Below are 13,630 nucleotides of genomic sequence, written 5' to 3'. Positions count from 1 at the left end.
TTCTTTCCCAACCTCTTTATCCCAGTTTAAATCTATTTTTTCATATTTCACTTTATAATTTAAAAATAATTTTTTTATGCTTTCTCTTTTACATCTAAATTTTTTATCATAATCTTTTCTATACTTACTTTACAATATTTTTTGATAAATAATTTACTTTATATTTTCATTTTTTATAACTTTTATATATTTTTTCGGTTTTTCAATATTGTTAGACTTTTGATCTGTTAATTTAAATATCTCTGTAAACACTATGAATAAATACTTATAAATAAATTTATTTGAATTAAAATTTGGTATTATAGGTATATAAATAAAAAAAATAGTTATTATAATTCCAATTAATATAAATATAAAAGTCAATCCAAAACTTTCCAATAATTCTTCTGTGTCATTTGAAAAGAAAAATATAAAAACTGAAATTAACAAAGGAATTAGAACAATTATTCCAATTATTTTAAAAAATAATGGTGCGAATATAATCAACACACTTAGCATTAAGATAACTATTATTGGAATAATAATTATTGTTTCCTTATTAAAACTTTTAAACCTATAAAACTTTCCTCTAATCCATTTTTCTAAATAATCCTTCAATGAAGTTACTAAAATATAAGAAAGAAAAAAATCAAATATAGTTTTAATAGTTTCAAAATCATTCGATTTACTATCTTGTTTAAATGCAATAATACACCATTGATATACCCAAGAAAATAATATAAATATAGACGAAATCACATATTTAAAATGGTTCCTCACGTATTTTGCCACTTTTTGGAATTTTTCAAGAGTTTTAATTTTTATTTTAATCACCTCGTCAAGAATTTCTTTAAATGTCATTATTTTTTACAAAAGAAGGAGAACAACCTCCCCTTCCTTCATAATATTTTTATTTAAATCTCTTATTTTTTAAAATTAATCCACAACTTCCGCATCTTCCACATCGTCAGCACCAGAGTTGTTATTTTCTCCAGTTGCTTCTCCGCCTTGTGCCGCTTGTTGTGCTTGAGCTGCTTCTTGGTACATTCTTGTTGCGAAACCTTGTGCTGCTTTTGATAAGTCTTCAATTCCTTTTCTGATTGCGTCCAAGTCATCTCCGTCTTTTACTTTTTTCAATTCTTCGATTGCTTTTTCGATGTCTTCTTTTTCAGTTCCTTGAAGTTTATCTTCGTTTTCTTTTATAGTTTTTTCAGTAGAAATTACCAATTGATCTGCTTGGTTTCTAGCTTCTACTAATTCTTTAAATTTAGCATCTTCTGCTTCGTTTGCTTCTGCGTCACGTTTCATTTTTTCAATGTCGTCTTTAGACAAGTTAGAACTTCCAGAAATTGTTACTGTATTTTCTTTTCCAGTTCCTAAGTCTTTTGCAGAAACGTGTACAATTCCGTTTGCGTCAATGTCGAATGTTACTTCGATTTGAGGAATTCCTCTTGGAGCCGCTGGGATTCCTTCCAAGTTAAATTCTCCTAATTTGTGGTTGTCTGCAGCTTTTGCTCTTTCTCCTTGCAATACGTTGATTGATACCGCTGGTTGATTATCAGCCGCTGTTGAAAACACTTGTGATTTTTTAACTGGCACTGTTGTATTTCTTTCAATTATTTTAGTAAATACTCCACCTAAAGTTTCAATTCCTAATGATAATGGAGTTACATCTAATAATAATACGTCTTTAACATCTCCCATTAATACTCCACCTTGAATTGCCGCTCCTGCCGCAACTACTTCATCAGGGTTGATTGATTTGTTAGGTTCTTTTCCTAAGAAAGATTTTACCCATTCTTGAACCGCTGGAATTCTTGTAGAACCTCCAACTAATAATACTTCATCAATTTCGTTAGGACTTAAATCAGCATCTTCCAACGCTTGTTTTACTGGCCCTTTAGTTGCTTCTACCAAGTCTTTTGTCAATTCATCAAATGCTGCACGAGTCAATTTTTTCTCCAAATGTTTAGGCCCTGTTGCGTCCATTGTAATAAATGGCAATGAAATTTGTGTTTCTAATGTAGTTGACAATTTTTTCTTAGCGTCTTCTGCCGCATCTTTCAATCTTTGGATTGCCATCTTATCATTTCTTAAGTCAATTCCAGTTTCTTTTTTAAATTCATCAGCTAACCAGTCAATAATTTTTTGGTCAAAATTATCTCCACCTAAGTGGTTATTTCCAGAAGTTGAAATAACTTCCACAACTCCATCCCCAATTTCAAGCACAGATACGTCAAATGTACCTCCACCCAAGTCAAATACTAATACTTTTTCTTCTTTTTTCTTATCTAATCCATAAGATAATGCAGCCGCTGTTGGCTCATTTATAATTCTTTGAACTTTAAGTCCTGCGATTTCCCCAGCATCTTTTGTTGCTTGTCTTTGTGCATCTGTAAAGTATGCAGGTACTGTAATTACAGCTTCTGTTACAGATTCTCCCAAGTAAGATTCAGCATCTTTTTTCAATTTTTTCAATATCATAGCTGAAATTTCTTGCGGTGTATAATCTTTTCCATGAATATTTACTTTATAATCAGATCCCATTTGTGTTTTAATCGAAATTACAGTTGAATCAGGATTTGTAATAGCCTGTCTTTTTGCAATTTCTCCTACAATAATTTCTCCATTATCCTTAATATTTACAACTGACGGAGTAGTTCTTCCACCATCAGAATTTGGTATAATTGAAAAGTTTCCACCTTCCATAACTGCCACGCAGCTGTTTGTTGTCCCTAAATCTATTCCTATTATTTTACTCATATCTATCATTCTCCTTAATTATCAATTTTTTATAAATTTAATTTATTTATTTCAATTTTTATTATTTCTTATTAACCGTTACCATCGCAGGCCTTACAACCTTCCCTTTCATCTTGTATCCTTTTTGGAAAACTTGTACAACCACGTTGTCATCTAGTTCCTCTTTGTTTTCAGTAATCATCGCTTTATGTTCGTAAGGATTGTATTCTTTTCCAGCCGCTTCAATTTCTTCCACACCTTCTTCAGTCAATAAATGTTTCAAGTTATTCAAAATCATATTAACTCCTTCGACTAATGAATCAAAGTTTTGACTTTCCTTCGAGGCGTCAACCGCTCTTTCCAGATTATCTATATTGTCCAGCAATTTAACGACAATTTCTTCAGAAGCGTATTTTCTCATTTCAGCAACTTCGTTTTCTTTTCTTTTTGTAAAATTTTGAAATTCAGCTAACTTTCTTGTATAGGAATTTTTCCATTCCTGAAGTTCAGCTTCTAATTTTTTTATTTTATCTTCAGAAGTTTCTTCTGTACTTTTTTCAGCTTCTTGACTTTCTACATTTTCATTTTGTTCCTCAACCGCCTCATTTTGTACAGCTTCACCTTCCAAATTTTCCTTTTCCAAATCTTTTTCCGCCATTTAAAAAACCCACTCTCCTTCTTATTTATTTTTTTGATTTAATAACTGATTCACTTCTTCTGCTACATATTCAACGAGTCCAACCGTTTTTGAATATTCCATCCGTTTTGGCCCAATTACACCAATAATCCCCTTCGCATTATTAAGCGTATAAACCGAGAATACAAATGAGAAATCCTCAAGCCCTGCAATGTTCAAATCTTCTCCAAAAATTACATTAACTTCTCTATCCTTAAATTCCTCCATCTGTAAAAACTGTGCAAATACATTCCGCAAATCATTCGGATTATTAAATAGTTTTACACGGTTTATAAGGTTCATTACATCAGATGCGTTGTTTTCAATAAGATTTGTTCCACCTTCAAAAAATAATTTTCCTTCATCAGAAATCATATTATCCTGAAAATCGCTTTGCATAAATAAATTTGTATTCGTGAAAAAATCCTTTAAGTCAGATAATGTAAAATACTTACTGTTCGCAATTTTTTCATTTAAAAAACTATTTATCGCTTCCACTTCATTTTCAGTTACAGGATTTTCCAGAAAGATATTTAAATTTTTTGTAAGGGAAGAATTCATTACAACTACGGCAAGTACAGTCGTTTCATTAATATGTACCAATTTTACCTTTTTTACACCTTCCTGCGTAAACGCCGGCTCCAATACAACCCCGGCATATTGACTAATTTTTGACAATAATCTAGATGTTTCCTCAAATATCATGTCAATTTGATTCATCCTCTTATTATATGCCTGCATGACTTTCGCTTTTTCCTCCTTAGAAATATCTCTAATTTTCAAAAGCTCATCGACATACAGCTTATATCCTTCACTTGTCGGAATACGTCCAGAAGATGTATGTGTTTTTACAATTAGGCCCTTATCTTCCAAATCTGCCATTGTATTTCGGATAGTCGCTGACGACACTCCAATGTTATACTTTTTCTCCAGCGTCCGTGATCCCACACTTTCACCAAATTCCAGATAATGTTTGATAATAGCCTTTAAAATTAATTGCTCTCTATCATTCATCTTGGCACCTTCCTTTTTCTTGTTAGCACTCTCTAACCCTTAGTGCTAATCATAGATATATAATATTACATTTTTTTAATTTTGTCAATACTTTTTTCAAAATTTTTTCATTTTTTCAGAAATTTTTTTATAGTATTGAAATAAGTATGATAAATACAAGGCTTTTTTCAAGTTTATAATTTTAAAAATTATTTTCTTTTTATAAAAATATGATATAATATAAGAAACGATTTATAAAGGAGATGATACATAATGAGTCAATATACTATAGAGTTAAATAATGAACAAGAAAAAGCATTTTCCGAAATCTTAAAAGAAACTGGAGAAAATGCAACTTCTTATCTAAAAAAAATATTACTAGAAAAATTGGAAGATTCAAATGACTTAAAAATTTTAGATAAAGCCATAGAAAAAAGTAAATATACTAAAAAATATTCGCTGGAAGAAGCAAGAAAAGAGTTGGATTTTTAGTATATATTATTATTATAATGTTTTGAAACAACTAAAAAAATTTTGAATTTTATTGAAAAAAATAAAGACTGTCAATTTTAAAACAGCTTTTTTTTATTTACATTAATTTTCTTGTATTTTTAAATAAACTCCCATTTATTCGAATTAATCTTGGATTGTCTGTATCAAATAAACTAATTCCATCTACTTCCTCTAATTGCCAAGGATCATCCTCATCATTGCTATGTGATTCATACCAACTTATTTCACCATTTTTACACATATAAGCATAATCATCATCCACAATAATTTTATTCTGATAACACAGCAAATCTTCAATTTCCTCATTTATATCGCTATCTACTGAACTATTTAGTAGTCCATCTCGATATTCAGCCCATCCTGCTAATAAATTTATAGAGCAGAAAATCATAATTATTAAAGTTATTATTTTATTTTTTAACATTCGTACCTTCTTTCTATAATATTGTACTACACTTATCTTAAACTTCTCGGTTTTCTTCTTCTCGTAAATGATAAAACTTTCTATCAGAAAAACTTCTCTCAATAATAATTTTTTCATAACAAATTTCTCCAATCGTATTTATCTATGCAAATCATCATACATTCTAGCAAGTTCTATTGTTCGAGATTTTACCATATCCATTTTTGTTCCAATTTTTCTTAAATGAACTATGCTTCCACATCCATTTTCTCCTTCTTCTCCACATTCTTCATATACTATTTTTTTAGTTTCATTAACCATTCCTTTTAACCAAGCTCTTTCTTCATTTCGTAATTTTGTTTTTTGGCTGTCTGGCAATTCTGACATAAGAAGTTTATAAACTTTGTTCAATTCTTTATCCCATGCTTGATATGCTGCTTCAGCTTGATAGTACATTTGACTATCAGAACCATCAAAGCCCGTATCTTGAACTGAACTCATTCTACTCATCAATTCACCTTCATAATTTGTCCCTTTTTTAGCAACTACTGGTGCCGATGTTTCTTGTGAAGTAGTTACTTGTGCCATTTGCTGGTCATTTTGAGTTTTTAACATTTCTTGTTTTGTTTTTTCCTGCTCTATCTTTACTTTTGCCTGTAATTCTTGTGTTTTTATAAAAGAATTGTATATCAGAAAAGCTCCTCCTAGAAAAAATGTAAATATTGCAACACAGGCTGCAATTATAATTGCAGTAATCTTTTTATTCATATTATTTTCCTTCCATAAATAAATATTTTATAAAATTTTCAATATTTGAAAACTATATCTTTAATATTGTACCCTTAATACATTTTATTTTACTTAATAATAAACTTGATTTTTAATTAAACTTTTAAAAAATAAATTTAATATTTCTAATGAAAATTTTATAAATTATCAAACTAAAGAAAGTAAAAATATGTATAGTATTTTAAATCAAGCGTTATTCAAAGATGTATTGGAAAATTATAAAATATAATTCTAAATAAATCTTATAAAACTAGGAGAAATCTTAATTTTTTCTTTTTTTTAAACTCTTCCAAAAGAAAAAACCATCCCAAAAAGCTCATAAACTTTTCAAGACAGTTTTTCAAAATTAAAAAAATTCTATTTCTTATCCTCCCAGATAAGCTTTCTTAATATCAGGATTTGTAAGCAGTTCCTTCCCAGTTCCTTCCAGAATAATTTTCCCTGTTTCCAGAACATATCCTCTGTCTGCAATTGATAGTGCCATATTGGCATTTTGTTCAACCAGCAGTATTGTTACATTTTCTTCCTTATTAATTCTTTCAATAATATTAAAAATTTCCTGTACTAATAATGGTGCCAGCCCCATTGACGGCTCATCCAGCAATAATAGTGAAGGGCTTGACATCAAAGCTCTTGCCATTGCCAGCATTTGCTGCTCTCCTCCACTCATTGTCCCTGCTAGCTGTTTTTTACGCTCGGCAAGTCTTGGAAATAATGAAAACATATGTTCCATATCTTTTTTTATTTGTTCAGCATCATTTCTTGTAAATGCTCCCATTTCTAAATTTTCCAATACTGTCAGCTCTGTAAAGATTCGACGACCTTCTGGCACGTGTGCCATACCACGGCTGACAAGTTTATGTGCGTCAATATTAGTTACATTTTCTCCATTTAGAGAAATTTCTCCCGATTTTATTGGTACAAGCCCTGAAATAGCATGAAGTGTAGATGTTTTTCCAGCTCCATTTGCCCCTATCAAAGAAACAATTTCTCCTTTTTTTATATGAAATGAAATATTTTTTATAGCATGGATCCCGCCATAATAAACATTTAAATCATTTACATTTAAAATATTCACAAAACTTCTCCTTTTTCTATTTTGTTTAATTTTATTTTTCGTTTAACTTTTTGTAAATTTTTATTCTCCCAAATAAGCAGCAATAACTTCCTTATTATTTTGAATTTCTTCAGGCAGCCCCGAAGCAATAAATTTTCCAAAGTTCAATACGTACAATCTTTCGCAGATTCCCATTACCAAATCCATATCGTGTTCAATTAACAAGATTGCAATTTTAAATTTATTTCTTATAAAGCTAATTGTGTTCATTAATTCTTTTGTTTCGTTTGGATTCATTCCCGCCGCAGGTTCATCCAGCAGCAATAATTTTGGATTTGTAGCCAAAGCCCTTGCTATTTCCAATTTTCTCTGCTGTCCGTAAGACAAGTTTCCAGCCGTAATATTTGCCATTTCAGCCATATCAAAAATATCCAACAAATCCAACGCCTTATCCGTTATTTCCTTTTCTTCCTTCCAAAATTTCGGAAGTCTAAAAATTGCTTCAAAAGTGTTATAGCTCATACTGCTGTTTAATGCCATCTTTACATTGTCAAGTACAGTCAGTTCCTTAAATAACCGTATATTTTGAAATGTTCTGGCAACTCCTAAAGCAACTATTTGTGGAGTAGTTTTTTTATTTATACTGACCTTATTTATAGAAATGTCTCCGTCAGTTGGTTTATAAACACCTGTCAACAAGTTAAAAATTGTCGTTTTTCCAGCTCCATTTGGACCAATCAGACCAACTAGCTCTCCATCCTTAATTTCAATATTTACATCATCAACAGCTCGTAATCCGCCAAAAGATATTCCTAAATTTGTCGTTTTTAATAATGACATATTTTTTCTCCTATTTTACTTGTTTTTTGTATTTTTCTTAAAATCTTCAAATTTATAATTCAAATCTCTAAGTTTTACTCTTTTTCATTTTTATTATTTCTATAATTTCTAATCCGATTAATTCTTCTCTTTGTTCCAGCGAATGTAAATTCCTTCGTTCCAAAGATTCCTTTTGGACGGAAAATCATTAATGAAATTAAGATAATTGCATAAATTAAATATCTAAATTGTGAAACATCTCTCAATCTCTCATTCAGCAATGTCAAAATTGTTGCTGCGACAATTGCCCCTGTAATACTTCCAAGTCCACCAAGTACCACCATAACAAGAATTTCTATCGAGAATAAAAAACCAAATTTATCAGGTGTCAAAATCCCAATATTATGGGCAAATAACGAACCTCCAACTCCAGCAAAAAATGCTGAAAAAGCAAATCCATAAAGTTTTACACGATTTAGTCCGATTCCAATATTTTCCGCTGCAATTTCATCTTCCCTAATTGACAATATTTCCTTTCCTTTTCGTGAAGTCATTGCCATTGTAATTATGACAATTGAAATAACTACGATGAAATAAGTATTTGAAAAATCCAAGATTGTTGGAATGTTGTTTAATCCAGTTGCTCCACCTAAAAAATCTAAATTCTGAATAATATATTTTACTATTTCTCCAAATGCTAAAGTAATGATTGCAAGATAATCTCCTCTTAATCTAAGCGTACTTCCACCAACCAAAAATCCAAAAATAGCCGCAACCAGTCCACCAAACAATGATACTAAAATCAATTGTATAATTGGAGGTAAATTGTAATTTACTAATATTTTAGAAATAAATGCCGCTGAATATCCACCAATTGCAATAAATCCAGCCTGCCCCAAATTAAGCTGCCCCATAAGCCCTACTGTTATGTTCAGACTTACTGAAAATAAAATAAAAATTAGAATATTTATATAAATTCCCTTTGTATAACTGAAAGCATCATTTGGATCAAAAGTAAAACTCAAAACGATATAAAGTGCAATTATTGAAATAAATGTAACTACATAATTTTTTACTTTTAATTTGTTAAAATAGTTCAAATTTTGCCATTTATATTCTTTTGTTTCTTTATTTTCTTTAGTTTTCTGATTCTTTTCTTTATTATCTACATTTTTTATTTTTACATCTTTATTATTTTTCTCCATATTTTTCATGTTCCTCCCTTCCAATTATACTTTTTCCTTCATATTCTTACCAAATAACCCATTTGGTCTAAAAATCAATATTAATATCAGCACACCAAACACAATCGGATTTGCCCAAGTTGTAAGTGATGACCCTTTTACATATGCCTCCAATAATCCTAATACATATCCGCCAACCATGGCTCCTGGAATACTTCCAATTCCTCCAAATACAGCCGCAATAAATGCCTTCAATCCTGGAAGCATTCCCATGTATGGCTCAATTTGTGGATAAACAATCGCATATAAAGCTCCACCTAATGCTCCAAGTCCAGAACCAATTGCAAAAGTTATGGCAATAGTCTTATTTACATTTATCCCCATCAACTGTGCCGCTCCAGTATCCTGTGACACCGCTCTTGTAGCTTTTCCTAGTTTTGTTTTTTTAATAAATAAATTCAAAGCTATCATACAAATTGAAGTAACTACAATTACAAATATTGTAAGCATACTGATACTTAAAAATCCTAAATTAATCTTGTTGTTATTTGATAAAAATGCAGGTATGTATTTTTGGTCAATAACTTTTGGATTTGCACCAAATATTATAAGTGCTAGGCTTTCCAGCAAAAAACTCATTCCAATTGCTGTTATAAGTGCCGAAATTTTAGGTGCATTTCTAATTGGACGGTATGCAAAAAAGTCAATTACAACTCCCAAAATAGCACACAAGACAATTGACAAAATAATAGCCACTATTAAAGGCATCCCATTTGACACAGCAATTAATGTGGCATAAGCCCCTACCATAAGTATATCACCATGTGCAAAATTTATAAGTTTAACAATACCGTAAACCATTGTATATCCCAATGCAATCAAAGCATAAATACTTCCAGTCTGCAGTCCGTTAATTGTTTGTTCAATAAAACTCTTTAACATATTTAAAAACTCCTCATACTCTCTACTTATACGTTTATTTTCTACTCATATACTTAGGCAACCTTAAAACTATACTCATTACTTGTATCTTAGAAAATCAGTATAATCTTAAAGCTGCTTACGTATATTTACCAAAATTAATTTCTTCTTTTTAGATAAAAAAAGTTCCAGACTGTTAGAAGAAAAAAAACTTCTCCTAACAACCGAACTTTATAATAATTATTTCAAATTATTTTTTATTTATTTCTAGAATTTCTCTTTTAATGCAAGTTTTCCATCTTTTACTTCAATAAATGTAACTTTTTTCTCAGGATTTCTTTCTGCATCATATTTTAACGAACCTGTAACCAAATTTGCTCCATTAAAGTTTTTGATTGCTTCTTTAATTGCATCTTTTGAAGAAAGGTCAGATACATTTTTTAATGCAGTTTCCAAGATAGTTCCTGTATCATATCCCAAAGCAGCAAAGATAATTGGATCTATTTTGTATTCATTTTTATATGCAGCAATAAATTTTTGAACATTTTGATCAGGATCATCTGGTGCAAACTGACTTGCGAAAACAGCTCCATTTGCAACTTTTCCAAAATTAGTCTGGATTCCATCCCATCCATCTCCACCCATAAATTGAGAATTTATCCCAAGCTCTTTTGCCTGTGTCAAAATTAATCCAATTGTATTGTAATAATCTGGTACGAAAATTACTTCAGAATTGTATCCTTTTACTTTTGTAAGTAATGCTCTAAAATCCTTGTCATCAGCAGTATATTGTTCTTCTTTTACTTGGATTCCTTCTTTTTGAGCTTGTTCCTTAAATGCATTAGAAAGCCCAACAGAATAGTCACTACCTGTATTAGTCAAAACAGTAATACTTTTATAACCTTTTGATTTTGCATATTTCGCAACAACGACACCTTGATAAGGATCTGTAAATGTAGTTCTATAAACAAAATCTTTTCCCTTTGTAATGTCGAATGCAGTTCCAGTCGCTGTAATCATAGGAATTTTAGCTTGTTGTGCAAGCGGTGCAATTGCAAGAGATGGTCCAGATGTAACTTCTCCTACAAAAATGTCAATTTTATCTTGTGAAACCATTTTTTTGAACGCATTAATCGCTTCTTGAACATCACCTTTACTGTCTGCTTCCACAATTTCAATTTTTTTCCCATTAATTCCACCAGCAGCATTTATTTCTTTTACTTTCAATTTAAATCCGTTTATTGTACTTGTTCCATATTGTGCCACATTTCCAGTTAATGCTCCTATAACACCAATTTTTATAACATTTTTGTCCTTAGACGCCTTTGCTCCACAACTTAGCACGAATAATGCTAATAATGAAACTAAAAATAATATTTTTTTCATCGTTATTTTCTCCCTCACTATTTTATTTTTTATAACTATTTTACTTAATTTTTTAAATTAAAATTTTTCCTTCAATGTAAGTTTTCCACCTTTTACTTCAATAAATGTAACTGCTTTTTCAGGATTTCTGTTAGCATCAAATTTTAATTTTCCAGTAATTAAATCAATACCGCTAACTGCATTCATAGCTTCTTTTATAGATGGTCCTGTCAAATCTTTTGCAGATTTTAATGCAGCTTCTACAATTTCTACTGTATCATATCCAAGTGCCGCAAACATTATTGGTTCTTTATTAAATTTAGATTTGTAATCCTTTATAAATTTCTGAACGTTTTCAGCCTTATCCTCTGGAGAAAATTGACTTGCAAAAATAGCTCCTTCCGCAACTGCTCCAAAATTAGTCTGAATACCATCCCATCCATCTCCACCAAAATATTGAGCATTTATTCCCAAATCTTTTGCCTGAGAAATAATCAATCCAATTGTATTGTAGTAATCAGGTATGAAGATAGCCTGTGGATTTTGCCCTTTTACTTTTGTCAAAATTGCTTTAAAATCTTTATCGTCATTTGTATATTTTTCTTCAGTAATAGTTATTCCATCTTTTGCAGCCTGTTCTTTAAATGCATTTGCAATTCCTACAGAATAATCGTTTGAAGAGTTAGTTAAAATTGCAATTGATTTTACGCCTTTAGATTTTGCATATTTTGCAGTTGCAGTTCCTTGATAAGGATCCGTAAATGTGGTTCTAAATACAAAATCTTTTCCTTTTGTAACATCAAGGCTTGTAGCAGTTGCTGAAATTAAAGGTACTTTTGCACTTTGAGCAAGTCCAGAAATAGCCTGTGAAGTAGCCGATACAACTTCTCCAATCACAACATTCACCTTATCCTGCGAAACCATTTTCTTAAATGCATTCACCGATTCCTGAACATCACCTTTACTATCTGCAATAATAAGTTCGATTTTTTTTCCATTAATCCCACCAGCATTGTTGATAGCATCAACTTTTAGTTCAACACCTTCTTTTACTGCAGTCCCATATTGTGCATAGTTCCCAGTAAGCGGTGCAATGACTCCGATTTTTATAACGTTAGTGTCAGCAGTCTTTTTACCGCAGCTAACTACAAATATTATAATTAGCAAAACCGTTAAGAATAATTTTTTCATACTGTTCATCCTTTCTATATCAAAATATTTTAGTGCCAAAGTATAGCTAAAAAATAAAAATACATAAATATTTTTAATAAAAATATTATTTATTATTTGACTATCATAGGCTACTACTTAGTTTATGTTTAATATTATATCACAAAAGGTTAAAGAAATGAAATTATTTTTAAAATTTATAACAAAAAAAGAGCTGTTTCATAAATTAGAAACAACTCTATAAATTATAATTTTAATTACTAGCTGCAATCAATGCATATGCTAATTTGATATAAAACAGCTTAAAAAATCTTATTTTTAATTATTCAAAATTTTAAAATTAGTCTCCTAAATTGAAGTCATAACCTACACCAAGTGATACTCTTCTATAATTAGCATCATATTTAAGATTATTGTGTTGATATCTACCTTTATTTTCTTTATACATAAGTTCGAAATTAACATTATTGTAATTTGCTCCAATTCCTGCACCATAATAAAGTCCATTTTTAGCTTTAAATTTTCCATCTATTCCAAAATCATGGTTTCCATTATTAACTGAATATCCTAAATCACCTTTAATATAAGGTCTGATAGCTGTTGGTGTATCAAATGTATATTTAGCAGTTCCATAAACAGGTATTGAGTTATAGTTCTTATAGTTTTGTCTGTCAGGACCTTTATCTTTCAAATCTTTATGAAATTGGAATGCTGTACCTGTACCTAATTCTAATCCTGGAAGTACTTCATATCTATATTCTACTCCAACTTCACCAGAAGTATTCTTTGTTTTTTGATCTCTATAATTCTTACCATAACGATATTTACCACCTAGATCTAAACCACCTCTAACTTCAACTTTTCCGTAATTTGCAAACGAAGTTGCACCTAAAACTAAAAATAATCCAATTAATGTTTTTTTCATAGTCAATCACCTTTCTTTTTAAAAAAATCTGTTACCTAAGAGAAATAATGTATTATCAAATACATTATATTCTTTGCTATTTCAAGCACTTTAA

At 30.2% G+C, this 13,630-nt stretch carries 13 protein-coding genes; 1 reads left to right on the top strand and 12 read right to left on the bottom strand.

Annotated elements, in window-relative coordinates; all coding sequences use genetic code 11:
- Nucleotides 1–915: 915 nt before the first annotated feature.
- The 3 genes from dnaK to hrcA all read right to left on the bottom strand — a co-directional run bounded on the left by dnaK (nucleotide 916) and on the right by hrcA (nucleotide 4,411).
- Nucleotides 916–2,742, bottom strand: coding sequence for a molecular chaperone DnaK (gene dnaK, locus LEBU_RS11120; RefSeq protein WP_015770409.1), 1,827 nt, complete (start codon nucleotides 2,740–2,742; stop codon nucleotides 916–918).
- A 61-nt stretch (nucleotides 2,743–2,803) separates the two neighbouring features.
- Nucleotides 2,804–3,379 (bottom strand): nucleotide exchange factor GrpE, encoded by a 576-nt coding sequence (grpE, locus tag LEBU_RS11115; protein WP_015770408.1) that lies wholly within the window; start codon nucleotides 3,377–3,379, stop codon nucleotides 2,804–2,806.
- A 21-nt stretch (nucleotides 3,380–3,400) separates the two neighbouring features.
- Nucleotides 3,401–4,411, bottom strand: a complete 1,011-nt coding sequence (gene hrcA, locus LEBU_RS11110; RefSeq protein ID WP_015770407.1) for a heat-inducible transcriptional repressor HrcA — start codon at nucleotides 4,409–4,411, stop codon at nucleotides 3,401–3,403.
- Nucleotides 4,412–4,663: 252 nt separating this feature from the next.
- On the opposite strand from hrcA, the gene LEBU_RS11105 reads away from it, so the two are divergent.
- Nucleotides 4,664–4,882: a DUF6290 family protein gene (locus LEBU_RS11105; RefSeq protein ID WP_015770406.1), complete on the top strand. Its 219-nt coding sequence runs from the start codon at nucleotides 4,664–4,666 to the stop codon at nucleotides 4,880–4,882.
- Nucleotides 4,883–4,979: 97 nt separating this feature from the next.
- On the opposite strand, the gene LEBU_RS11100 is transcribed toward LEBU_RS11105, so the two are convergent.
- The 9 genes from LEBU_RS11100 to LEBU_RS11060 all read right to left on the bottom strand — a co-directional run bounded on the left by LEBU_RS11100 (nucleotide 4,980) and on the right by LEBU_RS11060 (nucleotide 13,536).
- Entirely contained in the window at nucleotides 4,980–5,444 is a 465-nt protein-coding gene (locus LEBU_RS11100) for a hypothetical protein (RefSeq protein ID WP_015770405.1), read from the bottom strand.
- A gap of 21 nt (nucleotides 5,445–5,465) precedes the next feature.
- Nucleotides 5,466–6,074 carry a lysozyme inhibitor LprI family protein gene (locus LEBU_RS11095; RefSeq protein WP_015770404.1) on the bottom strand — a complete coding sequence of 203 codons (609 nt, stop codon included), beginning with the start codon at nucleotides 6,072–6,074 and terminating at the stop codon, nucleotides 5,466–5,468.
- 385 nt (nucleotides 6,075–6,459) lie between these two features.
- Nucleotides 6,460–7,173, bottom strand: coding sequence for an ABC transporter ATP-binding protein (locus LEBU_RS11090; RefSeq protein ID WP_015770403.1), 714 nt, complete (start codon nucleotides 7,171–7,173; stop codon nucleotides 6,460–6,462).
- A 60-nt stretch (nucleotides 7,174–7,233) separates the two neighbouring features.
- Nucleotides 7,234–7,992 carry an ABC transporter ATP-binding protein gene (locus LEBU_RS11085; RefSeq protein ID WP_015770402.1) on the bottom strand — a complete coding sequence of 253 codons (759 nt, stop codon included), beginning with the start codon at nucleotides 7,990–7,992 and terminating at the stop codon, nucleotides 7,234–7,236.
- A gap of 74 nt (nucleotides 7,993–8,066) precedes the next feature.
- Nucleotides 8,067–9,176, bottom strand: a complete 1,110-nt coding sequence (locus LEBU_RS11080; RefSeq protein WP_015770401.1) for a branched-chain amino acid ABC transporter permease — start codon at nucleotides 9,174–9,176, stop codon at nucleotides 8,067–8,069.
- A 24-nt stretch (nucleotides 9,177–9,200) separates the two neighbouring features.
- Nucleotides 9,201–10,097 (bottom strand): branched-chain amino acid ABC transporter permease, encoded by an 897-nt coding sequence (locus LEBU_RS11075; RefSeq protein WP_015770400.1) that lies wholly within the window; start codon nucleotides 10,095–10,097, stop codon nucleotides 9,201–9,203.
- Nucleotides 10,098–10,343: 246 nt separating this feature from the next.
- Nucleotides 10,344–11,462: an ABC transporter substrate-binding protein gene (locus tag LEBU_RS11070; protein ID WP_015770399.1), complete on the bottom strand. Its 1,119-nt coding sequence runs from the start codon at nucleotides 11,460–11,462 to the stop codon at nucleotides 10,344–10,346.
- Between the two features lie 57 nt (nucleotides 11,463–11,519).
- Nucleotides 11,520–12,632, bottom strand: coding sequence for an ABC transporter substrate-binding protein (locus LEBU_RS11065; protein ID WP_015770398.1), 1,113 nt, complete (start codon nucleotides 12,630–12,632; stop codon nucleotides 11,520–11,522).
- Nucleotides 12,633–12,951: 319 nt separating this feature from the next.
- Nucleotides 12,952–13,536: a porin family protein gene (locus LEBU_RS11060; RefSeq protein ID WP_015770397.1), complete on the bottom strand. Its 585-nt coding sequence runs from the start codon at nucleotides 13,534–13,536 to the stop codon at nucleotides 12,952–12,954.
- Nucleotides 13,537–13,630 lie beyond the last annotated feature (94 nt).

The sequence above is a fragment of the Leptotrichia buccalis C-1013-b genome (assembly GCF_000023905.1).
Classification (GTDB): domain Bacteria; phylum Fusobacteriota; class Fusobacteriia; order Fusobacteriales; family Leptotrichiaceae; genus Leptotrichia; species Leptotrichia buccalis.
This window is presented reverse-complemented; position numbering and strand designations above follow the sequence as displayed.

Bases quoted from the DNA above. Each gene is read 5' to 3' on its own strand.
- LEBU_RS11095 (WP_015770404.1), bottom strand. From the start codon at position 6,074: ATGAATAAAAAGATTACTGCAATTATAATTGCAGCCTGTGTTGCAATA.
- dnaK (WP_015770409.1), bottom strand. From the start codon at position 2,742: ATGAGTAAAATAATAGGAATAGATTTAGGGACAACAAACAGCTGCGTG.
- LEBU_RS11100 (WP_015770405.1), bottom strand. From the start codon at position 5,444: ATGAAAAAATTATTATTGAGAGAAGTTTTTCTGATAGAAAGTTTTATC.
- LEBU_RS11105 (WP_015770406.1), top strand. From the start codon at position 4,664: ATGAGTCAATATACTATAGAGTTAAATAATGAACAAGAAAAAGCATTT.
- hrcA (WP_015770407.1), bottom strand. From the start codon at position 4,411: ATGAATGATAGAGAGCAATTAATTTTAAAGGCTATTATCAAACATTAT.
- LEBU_RS11065 (WP_015770398.1), bottom strand. From the start codon at position 12,632: ATGAAAAAATTATTCTTAACGGTTTTGCTAATTATAATATTTGTAGTT.
- LEBU_RS11080 (WP_015770401.1), bottom strand. From the start codon at position 9,176: ATGGAGAAAAATAATAAAGATGTAAAAATAAAAAATGTAGATAATAAA.
- LEBU_RS11075 (WP_015770400.1), bottom strand. From the start codon at position 10,097: ATGTTAAAGAGTTTTATTGAACAAACAATTAACGGACTGCAGACTGGA.
- grpE (WP_015770408.1), bottom strand. From the start codon at position 3,379: ATGGCGGAAAAAGATTTGGAAAAGGAAAATTTGGAAGGTGAAGCTGTA.
- LEBU_RS11060 (WP_015770397.1), bottom strand. From the start codon at position 13,536: ATGAAAAAAACATTAATTGGATTATTTTTAGTTTTAGGTGCAACTTCG.
- LEBU_RS11070 (WP_015770399.1), bottom strand. From the start codon at position 11,462: ATGAAAAAAATATTATTTTTAGTTTCATTATTAGCATTATTCGTGCTA.
- LEBU_RS11085 (WP_015770402.1), bottom strand. From the start codon at position 7,992: ATGTCATTATTAAAAACGACAAATTTAGGAATATCTTTTGGCGGATTA.